Annotated in this window: 8 protein-coding genes; 7 read left to right on the forward strand and 1 reads right to left on the reverse strand. The window is 56.0% G+C overall.

Annotated features, from left to right (window positions below):
- The first annotated feature begins 4 nt into the window (after nt 1–4).
- The 7 genes from ASF69_RS14455 to ASF69_RS14485 all read left to right on the forward strand — a co-directional run bounded on the left by ASF69_RS14455 (nt 5) and on the right by ASF69_RS14485 (nt 10418).
- Nucleotides 5–1018, forward strand: a complete 1014-nt coding sequence (locus ASF69_RS14455) for a Gfo/Idh/MocA family oxidoreductase (RefSeq protein WP_062588646.1) — start codon at nt 5–7, stop codon at nt 1016–1018.
- Entirely contained in the window at nt 1011–2078 is a 1068-nt protein-coding gene (locus ASF69_RS14460) for a Gfo/Idh/MocA family oxidoreductase (RefSeq protein ID WP_062588649.1), read from the forward strand. Before ASF69_RS14455 ends, ASF69_RS14460 begins: the two co-directional genes overlap by 8 nt.
- Before the next feature lie 18 nt (nt 2079–2096).
- Nucleotides 2097–3173 (forward strand): sn-glycerol-3-phosphate ABC transporter ATP-binding protein UgpC, encoded by a 1077-nt coding sequence (gene ugpC / locus ASF69_RS14465; protein ID WP_062588651.1) that lies wholly within the window; start codon nt 2097–2099, stop codon nt 3171–3173.
- A 451-nt stretch (nt 3174–3624) separates the two neighbouring features.
- Nucleotides 3625–5529, forward strand: coding sequence for a methyl-accepting chemotaxis protein (locus ASF69_RS14470; protein WP_062588653.1), 1905 nt, complete (start codon nt 3625–3627; stop codon nt 5527–5529).
- Nucleotides 5530–6081: 552 nt separating this feature from the next.
- Nucleotides 6082–8154, forward strand: a complete 2073-nt coding sequence (locus ASF69_RS14475; RefSeq protein WP_162238085.1) for a GNVR domain-containing protein — start codon at nt 6082–6084, stop codon at nt 8152–8154.
- A 75-nt stretch (nt 8155–8229) separates the two neighbouring features.
- A complete protein-coding gene (locus ASF69_RS14480; protein WP_062588657.1) occupies nt 8230–9456 on the forward strand; it encodes an oligosaccharide flippase family protein in 1227 nt (408 codons plus the stop codon).
- Nucleotides 9457–9503: 47 nt separating this feature from the next.
- Nucleotides 9504–10418 carry an ATP-grasp fold amidoligase family protein gene (locus ASF69_RS14485; RefSeq protein WP_062588659.1) on the forward strand — a complete coding sequence of 305 codons (915 nt, stop codon included), beginning with the start codon at nt 9504–9506 and terminating at the stop codon, nt 10416–10418.
- A 15-nt stretch (nt 10419–10433) separates the two neighbouring features.
- On the opposite strand, the gene ASF69_RS14490 is transcribed toward ASF69_RS14485, so the two are convergent.
- Nucleotides 10434–11669: a glycosyltransferase gene (locus ASF69_RS14490; RefSeq protein ID WP_062588660.1), complete on the reverse strand. Its 1236-nt coding sequence runs from the start codon at nt 11667–11669 to the stop codon at nt 10434–10436.
- Between the last annotated feature and the right edge of the window lie 13 nt (nt 11670–11682).

The following is an 11682-nucleotide window of genomic DNA, read 5'->3' on the forward strand; positions in this document are numbered from 1 at the left end:
GATCATGAAACCAGTTCGATTTGCAACAATCGGTATCAACCACAATCACATATTCGGTCAGACGAAATGCCTGTTGGATGCGGGCGCCGAACTCGTCGGCTTCCACGCCATTGAGGATGATCTTGCTCAGGAATATGCGCAGACCTTTGCGGGCGTGGCACGTGTTGATGACCAAGGCAGGCTGTTGGAAGATGGGTCGATCGACCTCATCATCAGTGCCGCCATTCCGGATGAACGAGCCCCACTTGCCATTGAAGCCATGCGCGCGGGCAAGGATGTGATGGTAGACAAGCCGGGCATGGTCACGCTTGCTCAGCTTGAGGAGGTGAAGAAAGTTCAGGCCGAAACGGGCCGGATTTTCTCGGTGCTGTATTCGGAGCATTTCGAAAACAGAGCAACCGTGAAAGCTGGTGAGCTTGTCGCAGCCGGGGCCATTGGCGAGGTTGTCTCGATCGCCGGCTTCGGCCCGCATCGATTGCGCGCCTCAACACGACCTGACTGGTTTTTCGAGCGGCAACGTTATGGCGGAATCCTCGTCGATATTGCTTCGCATCAATGCGAGCAGTTCCTTTTCTTCACCAATTCCAATACGGCAGATGTCCTCTTTGCCCGGGTGTCCAACCGCGCCAATTCCCATACACCGGGTTTGCAAGACAGTGGTGATATCCATCTGGCGACGAATAATGTCGATGGCTTCATCCGCGTGGACTGGTTCACGCCGGAAGGCTTGCCTAGCTGGGGTGACGGGCGCCTGTTCATCACCGGCACGCAGGGTGCGATAGAGGTTCGCAAGAACGTCGATATTGCCGGGCGTGATGGCGGCAACCACCTGTTCCTGACCGACAGAGAGGGGGTGCACTATTTTGATTGTGCGAATGTGCCTCTTCCCTACGGTCCCCAGCTTCTGGCTGATATCCGCAATCGCACGGAAACGGCAATGCCGCAGGCGCGGTGCTTCGCTGCGATGGAAATCGCATTGAAGGCGCAACAGATCGCGGAGGGCCAACATAATGGCTAAGCGCTACAGGGTAGGGATCATTGGCTGCGGCATCGGACGATCTCACATTGTCGAGGGATATGCGACCCATAAGGACAAATATGAGGTGGCCTGCCTGTGTGACCTTGATGAGAAACGCTTGAACGCGGTCGCTGACGAATTCAATATTTCTAAACGCACTCGCTCATCGGATGAGCTGATGTCGATGCCCGACATCGACATTATCGACATCTGCACTCCACCCGCCATTCACACGAGCCTCATTCTAAAAGCCCTGGCATCCGGTAAGCATGTGGTCTGCGAAAAGCCTTTGACAGGCTCACTGGCAGAGCTGGACGAAGTGGTTGCGGCCGAAAAGATTGCCAAGGGCAGCCTCATGCCAATCTTCCAGTATCGCTATGGTGACGGAGTGCAGCAGGCGCGGCGCATCATCGAGAGCGGACTGGCTGGAAAACCCTATGTCGGAACCGCAGAGACACTTTGGAACCGTGACGCCACCTACTACGACAATCCATGGCGCGGGCGTTGGGCGACCGAGCTCGGTGGTGTTCTGATGACGCACGCCATCCATCTGCACGACATGCTGACATACCTGATGGGACCCGTGGACCGGGTCTTTGCGCGCACGGATACGCGCGTCAACGCCATTGAAGTGGAGGATTGCGTTTCCGCCAGCCTGCTCATGGAAAACGGTGCCCTGGTTTCGTTGACGTCCACCCTGGGTTCCCAGGAGGAAATCAGCCGCCTGCGGTTGGCCTTCGAAAATGTCACCTTTGAAAGTAACCATGCGGCCTATTCACCGGGGGACGGTCCGTGGCGCATTATTCCTGCCAATGAAGAGGTGGGCAGGAAGATAGAGGCCCTCGTTTCGGAGATGGCGCCCGTCGGCAGACGGTTCAATGGCCAGATGGAAGCCTTCTATCACGCGCTGGAAAAGAACGAGCCGCCGCCTGTCCGCACATCCGACGCGCGTCGGTCGCTGGAACTCGTTACGGCGATTTATCACTCGAGTGATACGAATTCGGATATCCGCCTCCCAATTGGCTCCGATCATCCAAAATACAAAAGCTGGCGACCCTGATCGCGGGTGGAGAACAATATGGCAAGCAGCATCACTCTGGAAAAAATCGTCAAGCGCTTCGGTGCCTTTCCTGTCATCCACGGCATTGACCTGATAATCGAGCCCGGGGAGTTTACCGTCTTTGTTGGGCCCTCTGGCTGTGGCAAGTCGACGCTTTTGCGAATGATAGCCGGATTGGAGGAGATATCGGACGGTGATCTTCTGATCGATGGCGAGAAGGTCAACGAAACGGCTGCTTCCAAACGCGGCATCGCCATGGTCTTTCAATCATACGCTCTTTATCCGCATATGAGCGTGTACAAGAACCTGGCTTTCGGCCTTGAAACAGCCGGATATAAACGCCCTGAAATCGAAGCTCGGGTCCAGAAAGCGGCCGACGTGCTGCAAATCGGTCCGCTCTTACAGCGCAAGCCGAAAGCGCTCTCGGGCGGCCAACGCCAGCGCGTTGCGATTGGCCGGGCGATCGTGCGAGAGCCGAAGATATTCCTCTTCGATGAACCGCTGTCCAATCTCGATGCAGAGTTGCGCGTGCAGATGCGCGTGGAAATCGCCAAGCTGCATCAGACGCTTGGCAGCACCATGATCTACGTAACACATGATCAGGTCGAGGCCATGACCATGGCTGACAAGATTGTCGTGCTGCGTGAAGGGCGTATCATGCAGGTCGGGCGGCCGCTCGATCTTTACAATCAACCGGCAAATCAGTTTGTGGCTGGCTTCATCGGTTCGCCAAAAATGAATTTTCTGACGGCAAGGCTGGTCTCCAACGATCCATCCCGCAGAACGATTGAGGTGTCTGGCCAGCAGATCGTTCTCGACCGCTCGCTGGAGGCAGAAGATGGTGAAACCCTGACACTCGGCATCCGCCCGGAGCATTTCAACCCGCAAATCCAATCTGCGAGTCTAGGGGAAGGAAAGGTCCAACTGGTCGAGCATCTCGGTGGGTCGACGGTCATCTACACCACCACGGCGGATGGTCAGGCCGTAACCGTCTTGCTGGAGGGACAGAAACAGTTGCGCATAGGCGAAACCGCTCCGCTCTCCTTCGATATCGCCAACGCACATCTTTTCGGCGCCGACGGCCGCAGGGTTTGATGCCGGGGGCGTTGCCTCGCAAATTCGAGCGTTAAGCAGCCTGCCAGGGAGTGGGCGGCTGGCGAGACGAGGCTGCGGGCAGGGTGACGCCTGACAAAGTGACGATTTGGCGCTGTCGCGTCATTAGCTAGACGAATGAGTTTTGACATAACGCAGAATAATCACGCCGATCTATGAAGTCCCGCTCTGAACAGTGAGCTCGGCGGCCCGTGTGGTTGCTACCAGGCGGCGTAGTCTATCGCGCCGGCGCAACTTTTCATTCTTGAAAATTTAAGTTTTTTTTAAAGTATAGTCGAAAAATCCCGCGTATGCCGGGAAACGCAGCCGGAGCGCTGGGCAATTTCAACACTACGGAAAGGATTTAGGCGTATCTATGTCAACGACGTGGCATCGTGCTGCATTTGGCATTCGCCGCTCTCGAAGATGAGAAATCAACCAACCGGTGTTCAATATGAAAATCAGCAATATATCGATTTTGAAGAAAGTGAGCCTGGTGGTTGCGCTCATGGGTTTTTCAGCCTTCGCCATCACCATTGCCGGAACTCAGGGACTTATGTCACTGGGCGCGGCACTGAAAGATACCGGCGCGAAGGAAGAAGCCGCGCGAGAAGCAATGGATTTGCGCATCGACGTGATTGCGATGAGCCGATTGACCTACCAGCTTGTTCTCGCCCCTGAGAAGTCAGCTGATTTTGCAGCCGATACCGAAAAGCGTGCCAAGGAAATGCTGGAGCGCCTGCCGAAGATCGCGGCTGCAGCGGATGAGACCGAAAAGAAACAGCTCCAGGATATCGGCGTTGCGCTTAACGCCTATTTCGACAAGATCCGCGCTCTTGTGAAACTGGCTTCCGGTCCGGCTGTGACCACCGATACCATCAAGGCTGGCCTCAATGACAGCCTGGAAGGTCAAAAGGCGGTCACCGCGGCAATCAAGGTTTACAGCACCTATTCCGGCAATGCGTTGACTGAATCTCGTGCGCATGCACTTTCTGTATCGAGCTTTACGATGATCGTCCTGATCACGACAGCAGTCGTATCGATTGTCGGCGGTGTCCTTGCGGCACTTGCGGTCGGTGGTCGCGGCATTTCGCGTCCTGTGCGCATGCTGACCCAGCGCATGAGCAGCCTTGCCAAGGGCGACCTGAGCGAAAAGATCGAAGGTGTCGATCGGCAGGACGAAATCGGCGAAATGGCCCGCGCTCTGGAAATCTTCAGAGCAAACGAAACGCAAATGCGCGAAATGGAAGCCCAGGAAGCCGCCATCACCGCGCAGAGCAAGGACTTGCAGTCCTCCATCAGCGGTATCGTCGCCGCTGCCGCTGCCGGCGACTTCTCCAAGCGTATTGCCAAGAGCTATGAAGATCCTGACTTGCAGCGTTTTGCAGAAGGCGTGAACGAGCTGGTCGTAAACGTTGATCGCGGGATTACTGAAGTGCGTCGCGTGATCGCTGCGCTGTCTGAAGCTAACCTCACACAGGAGATGAATGGCAGCTACCAGGGTGCCTTCGCCGAACTGCAAACGAACGTCAATCAGACGCTTGCCACCCTGCGTGGCACCATGCAGACGATCCGCCAGGCCGCAGGGACAATCACTGATAACTCTGGTGAGCTTTCCTCCTCGGCAAATCAGCTTGCCCGTCGCACAGAGCAGCAGGCTGCTGCCCTGGAAGAAACCGCCGCTGCGCTGGAAGAAATCACAACAACGGTCAAGACCTCGACAGCTCGCGCCAACGAAGCGACGCAGATGGTCCGCGAAACGAAGAGTAGCGCAGGCAAGTCTGGCGATATCGTTCGCAACGCTATTGATGCCATGGGCCGTATTGAGCAGTCCTCCCAGAAAATCGGCCAGATTATCTCCGTTATCGATGAGATTGCTTTCCAGACCAACCTGCTTGCCCTGAACGCCGGTGTCGAAGCCGCGCGCGCCGGTGAAGCGGGACGCGGTTTCGCCGTCGTTGCGCAGGAAGTGCGTGAACTTGCTCAGCGCTCGGCAAATGCCGCGCGGGAAATCAAGTCGCTCATCAACACGTCCGCGGATGAAGTAAAGGGCGGTGTCTCCCTCGTTCTGTCCACGGGTGAGGCGTTGAAGGAGATCGAAACTCTCGTCAATCGCGTCGATGATCACGTCACGACTATTGCGCGGGCCGCCGAGGAGCAATCCACGGCCCTCACCGAGATCAACAGTTCGGTCAACCACATGGACCAGATGACCCAGCAAAATGCTGCAATGGTTGAAGAAACGACTGCAGCCAGCCAGGTTCTGGCAGATGAGGCGCGTCAGTTGAGAACGCAACTTGAGCGGTTCCAGCTGGAAAGCAATGGTCAGACAGAGCATCGTTACCGCGCTGCGGCCTGATCTTGCTCGATAAAACTCAAAACGTGGCCGGGAAATGAGCTTCGCTCTGTTTCCCGGCCTAGCTTCATCTAGGCCATGAGTGTCGCTAAAGCGCTGGCAAGGGCCGCCTGATTAAGCGGATACTATGGTTCATCGGTTTAATCGCGCAAAAGGGACGTCCATCCTCGTTCATCGGCAGGCTTTCGGGCCCTGTGCGTGCCTGTCCCCGTGAAACCGCAGGGGGCATTTCTGTTGAACATGGAAGACGGACACTCGGGAAAATCGGCCACATTGAGAAAAAAAGCCGGATTGTCCAGGTGGTCATAGATTCGCTCGCATCGCTCCCTCAATACTGATCTCGTCCAAGAAAAACGGTATATTAACTCGTCATCCATAGATTGACCAATGGCCAATGCTTCAGGCGTCCTATGACATGTGAGCAAATGAGAGCAGTATCTGAAGTGCTGAATTCATCGCTCGACAGGTGCGGATGCCGGGATGCGACGAAACACCAATGTCAGGAAACCCGCGGGGCGGCTCCGCAGGAATATGGGATCGTAGACAGATATGGCGATGAACGGCACCACGTCTTACGATCCACATCCGCGTGAGGAAGCAGGCGGTACGCACAATCTTATGCGACTGGCACTATTGTTGTGGCGCAACATCCTCTTCATCATCCTAATCGGCATCATTTGCGGGGCGCTGGCGTTCGGCGCATCGCTACTCATGCCGAATTACTACATAGCGACGTCACAGATATTGCTGGATCCGGAAGGATCGCGCGTTCTTGAGAGCGATCTGCCCGGACAGCCTCGTGCTGTGGATTCCCATGTTCTGAACCAGCAATATATTATCACCTCGGCGCAGGTCTTGTCGCGTATAGTAGAGAGCGAGAAGCTTTACGACGATCCAAAGTTCGGGGCGGCTAAGCCTTTTTATCCCGACAAGGAAAGCCGCAGCAATCTGGCGCTTGATGCCTTGAGAAAAGTCACGTCCGTTTCCGCTGTCGGACGCAGCTTCGTCGTCAACGTCTCCGTGAAATCGGACAGCCCGCAACGGGCGGCCGAACTCGCTAATCTCATTGCCACGACCTATACGCAGGTCCGCGTTGAGATGAACAGTGACGTGTTGCGCCGAACAGGCGGCGGGCTCGCCGCCCAACTTGACCAGCTGCGCAAGGCCGTGGAAGACGGCGATCGCGCCGTGCAGGCATACCGGGCGGAACATAATCTTGCCGATATTCAGGGCCGACCCGATGTCGAGCAGCGCATTGCCGATGCCAATACGGAAATTTCCAGACTGTCCGCGACAGTCGCCGAAAGCGAGGCGCTGGTGTCGGAGCTGAACCGGGCCAGAAACGACAGTCAGTATCTGCGTTCAATCCCAGACACGTCCTTGACGCCTGCAATCATTTCGCTGCGCGCGCGTTATCAGGAAAGTCGCGAGGAGGAGCAGGTTCAGGCTACCTCTCTGGGTGCCCAGCATCCATCCCTGCAGGCTGCGCGCGCCCGTAGCCAGTCGCTGGCGAATATTCTTGATGAGCAATTGCGCAATTTCGCGACCGCGACGTCAGGCAATCTGGAGCGCCTGAAAAACCAGTTGGCACTGTTGCGCAAAAACGCAGATGCGCTGAAGACAACACTCAACAGCGACGAACAGACGATGGTGCGTCTGCGCGAACTGCAGCGCAAACTCGAAAGCGACCGCGCGGTCTACGAAGCATTCCTGCTGCGCACCAAACAGCTGTCGGAACAGCAGGGCACTTCCAATGAGAACCCGCAAATCATTTCCAGCGCTGAGCCCCCTCTGCGTGCCGCAGGACCACCGCGTGCATTGATCGTGGCGGGCGGCGGAATTCTGGGTCTGATGCTGGCCGCTGGCCTCCTTGTTGTCCGCGATCAGTTTCGCAGCCTGCCCTACGAGCCGCAACGTCTTCTTCGCAAACCGCGCAAGGAGGTCGACGCGGAAGCAGACAGAGAGGAAGGCAGACAGGCTCAATTGCCACCGCCACACATGGACGAGGAGCGTCCTTTTTCCAGCACTGCGCAGGCAAGTCGAGTTGTTCGGGAAGTCGACACCAAGTCGTTGAGCGCATCTGCGGGCGACGACTTCAGCGCCCTTGCCCGCACTGTGTCCTCGGGTATGAGCCCGGGCAACAATCATTCCATCCTCGTCGTTTCCACAGGTGTCAAAAACCGCGCACCTTACGCTGCCTTTAATCTGGCGGCAGAAGTGTCAAAGCTGGGACGCAGGGTTTTGCTGGTCGATGCTGCGGCGCACGATCCATTGCTCACAGCGATGCTTCTGCCGGAAGCAGCCGAGCGGCCGGCTCTGGACGCACCATATGCTGTCGAGGCCTTGCCGTGTCTGCACTTTGCCGCGATTGACGGACGTGGAGGCCACGGCGTTTTGCGCGATGCGCAGGACGAAAAAGGAGAAAAATTCGATTGCATCGTGGTAGATGGAGGTGTGGCAACAAAATCGCGCATCCATTCGGGTGAAAGCCACGTATTCGACGAAGTATTCCTCATGCAGCACGAGGAAGATACCGGCAGTGTCGTGATTGCCCTCGTTTCACTGGAGGAAAGTGGAATGGAGGACATCAGGCTTGTTCGGATGACGCATTCCGGGCTGCAATATTGAGGATTGAAATTGGCTGAAGACAACAACCGGGCTGCTATTAGGATCCCTTTTCTGCAAGGTCGATCCTTTTCCGGCATGAATGTGCTCTTCAATATGGGGCTTCGTGGCTCCACGCTGGTTTTGCGTTTTGCGCTTTCCTTCTACATCGTCAAATTTATGGGGCTTGAGGCCGCCGGCGTGTACGGCCTGGCGCTTGGCGTCGTCAATGCCGCCCCCGCAGCATTGGGCTGGGGCCTGAATTATTTCATCTCTCGAGATGTGAGTGGCAAGACCTCCGGTGTCGCAGGTCTTTACATGAAGACCCGCTTGCTTGTGACGGTCACATCTCTCGCCGTGATGACGGCTGTTGTCCTGATGGTCGCCTTCTCCCTGGGTCATTCTGTAACCCCGCTCTATTTCCTCATTCTTCTGGTCGTCTGGCTGGAAACGATTTCCTGCGACATTCACGTGCCCTTGATTGCGCAGGAAATGTCCAGTCAGGCAAATGTGCTGTTTTTTCTAAGGACCTCATCCTGGATCGTGCCGGTCATCGGGCTTGGCTTGGCGTTTCAGTCTCTGCGCACAATCGAAGCGATCATGATTGCTTGGAGTTGCGGTTATATTCTGATGTTCCTTGGGCTGGCATGGTTTCTGCGTAGCTGGCCCATCAGGCGTATTTTTCAGGCGCCGGTGCGGCTGCGCTGGGTTCGCAAGCGGATGCGTCGGGCATGGCTGATCTACATCAGCGACATGAGCAATGTCGGCCTCGTCTATGCTGATCGATATATCGTTTCACTCTTGCTCACGCTTTCCTTGACGGGCGTCTACACATTCTATTGGTCACTGGCCAATGCATTGCAGACCTTGATCTCGACGGCGGTATTGCAGGTTGCGGTTCCTGTGCTGTTCAAGGCCTACAATACGGGATCGATGAGAGAGTGGCGGGAAGCGATGGTCTGGCAGTTCACAAAAACCGCTGCCGTCGCCTTTGCTCTCGGTCTCGCCATATTTTTGAGCGGCAATGTTCTTGTCCACTTCATGAATATGCCGGAACTTGGAGAGCATCAGGGAATGTTTGCGCTTCTGCTGCTCACCGCAGTGGTGCGCTCCTGCACCGACCTGATGGGTCTTGGCCTCAACAGTTTGAGAAAAGACGCCCATTACGCCTTCGTCAACCTTTCCAGTGTCCTGCTGTCGATCGCGATGAGCGTCATTCTGATCAGCTCCTTCGGCTTTATCGGAGCGGGACTTTCCGCCTTTTTCACCGCGCTTGTGACGGCGTCCATATCCAGCACATTGCTGTGGCGAGCGTCGCGCCCGTAAGCAAAGATATTTGAGTACCAGACGAGTTTAGCGAGGGTTGGGGAACCATGGCATCTGATCAGCCGAAGCATTCAGCAATACGCCGCCTGTTGAAAAGCCTTTACCACGCCACCATCAACAGCCTGCCAATCAAGCAGGCCACCCAATTGCAGTACTACAGATATCATAAGCTATGGCCTGACCTCGATAACCCGAAGACACTGAATGAGCATCTCGCCGCGCGGAAAATAGCATGGACAAGCCCGGCATCCGATCCCCGGCTGATAATGCTCAGCGACAAGATTTCGGTGAAAGCACATGTGGCCAAGGTGCTGGGCGACAAATGGGTGACGCCGACCCTCTGGCGTGGTAAAAATCTCGATGATTGCCCGCCTTTGCCGTTTCCCTATGTGATCAAGGTCAATCACGGATCTGATCGCAACATCTTCGTCTACGGGCCGGAAGATCTGGTCGGTGCTAAGGAAAAATGTGCGGCCTGGCTGGCAGGGCGAACGGCGTGGAGGCTGGCGGAAGAGTGGTATAACCACATCGATCCGGAAATTTTCATTGAGCCATTCATCGGCGACGATGGTGAGGCGCCAGTCGACTACAAGCTGTTCTGCTTTGAGAACGATATCCCGTGCATACAGATCGATACCGCGCGCTTTTCGGATCATCGCCGCTGCTTCTACGACGAAAACTGGAACAAACTCAATTTCGGTCACTATTATCCGTTGGAGCCGGGTGAGTTGCCTCGTCCTCCGCATCTGGATGAAATTCTAGCTGCGGCACGCACTCTGGCACAGGGGTTCGAATTCGTTCGCATCGATTTCTACGATAAGGAATCTGGGCCCCTGTTCGGCGAAATGACTTTCAGCCCGACCTCTGCCTTCGGTGCATTCAGGCCGCCATCAACCGATCTGTGGCTGGGAAAATTCTGGAAAGACAAGCCGGAAGGCACGTTTCAAACGGGCGATAACTAAGCTGCGAGGATAATTTCAGCGTGCTGCGGCACTCAACAGCACCGCTTCCAGACGTCCATAGTAATCGGATTGCTCTGCCGTGCCTTTGAAGTCTGCTATACCGGGAAACAGAGTATCCCGCTGTTTCCACCATTGGTCCTGGCCGATCTCGATAGCCTTGGTCAGAAGATTAGCCAAGGCGCCGGGCTGGTCCGGGTCGTAGAGCCAGCCGGTCTGGTTTTGATTGATGATCTCGGTCGTTCCTCCCCGCATCGTGCCAATTACCGGAAGGCCGTAGATTGGCGCCTCGATCAATATGCGGCTTTGCGGTTCGTGCCAGCGGGATGGCAAGACCATCACATCGGCCTGCCGATAGACATTTTCGGGAGGAACAAAGCCGGTAAACTCAACCGTCTTTCCTGCAGCCCTTTTTTTCAGTTTTTTGACGTCGTTCTCACGGCCTCTTCCCGCCAGAACCAGCCGGGCATCGTTTTTATCGCAAGCGGAGCTGAATGCCTGCAACAGATCTCCGATGCCCTTCTCTTCGGAGATTGCGCCAAGATAACCGAAGGTGAATGTTTTGGACTTTGGCTCCCGTCTGCCAACCAGGCTGGCTTCGAAACTGCTTTCTGCCGCATTGGTGTTGTGCATGACGTGCCATTTGGCGTCCTGAAGCAGGCCGTTGTCGGCGAATCTTTGCCGCAACGCCTCGCTGACGGCAATCACCGTCATGCCCGACCCGTTTAGTGAGGACACGCGCTGCTTGAGAAGAGAGCAATCGAAACAGGGACGCTCACAGTTTTTACCGTTGCGAAACATGCTGGTCTTGGGACAGAGCAGGCCATAATCCCTCAAATGCAGGCAAACGGGTACATTTGCCTGGCGTGCCGCAATGAACAGGGCAGGCTGCATATAGGAAGAGTTCTGCGCATAAATGAGGTCGAATTTCTCCCGTATCAGAAACTGCGTCAGTTCTTGAGGGCAGACTGCACCCAATGCCGTGCGCAGGTGCCAGCCTGCGCGTCTTATCAACCCGACCGAAGATTTCCGCGGCAGCGGTAGATAGCTATTGTTCCACTGAATTCGGACCAGTCGGATGCCACCTGGCAGTTGCCTCTCGCCGGTTGGGGCAACGGGATCGCCTTCCTTGCCGAGTGCCAATACCGTGACATCATGGCGCTGCCCCAGCTGGACCGCGCCAAGCCGCGCAGAGATTTCCGCGCCACCCTCTTCCTGGGGAGCAAACGTCTGCGATACGATGCAGATCTTCAAATCCGCTGCCCTC

The organism is Rhizobium sp. Leaf311 (assembly GCF_001423445.1).
In the GTDB taxonomy this organism is placed as follows: Bacteria; Pseudomonadota; Alphaproteobacteria; order Rhizobiales; family Rhizobiaceae; genus Agrobacterium.

What these genes read in the sequence shown, in the direction of transcription:
- ASF69_RS14480 (WP_062588657.1), top strand. Translation starts at nt 8,230, where the DNA reads ATGAATGTGCTCTTCAATATGGGGCTTCGTGGCTCCACGCTGGTTTTG.
- ASF69_RS14485 (WP_062588659.1), top strand. Translation starts at nt 9,504, where the DNA reads ATGGCATCTGATCAGCCGAAGCATTCAGCAATACGCCGCCTGTTGAAA.
- ASF69_RS14460 (WP_062588649.1), top strand. Translation starts at nt 1,011, where the DNA reads ATGGCTAAGCGCTACAGGGTAGGGATCATTGGCTGCGGCATCGGACGA.
- ugpC (WP_062588651.1), top strand. Translation starts at nt 2,097, where the DNA reads ATGGCAAGCAGCATCACTCTGGAAAAAATCGTCAAGCGCTTCGGTGCC.
- ASF69_RS14475 (WP_162238085.1), top strand. Translation starts at nt 6,082, where the DNA reads ATGAACGGCACCACGTCTTACGATCCACATCCGCGTGAGGAAGCAGGC.
- ASF69_RS14470 (WP_062588653.1), top strand. Translation starts at nt 3,625, where the DNA reads ATGAAAATCAGCAATATATCGATTTTGAAGAAAGTGAGCCTGGTGGTT.
- ASF69_RS14455 (WP_062588646.1), top strand. Translation starts at nt 5, where the DNA reads ATGAAACCAGTTCGATTTGCAACAATCGGTATCAACCACAATCACATA.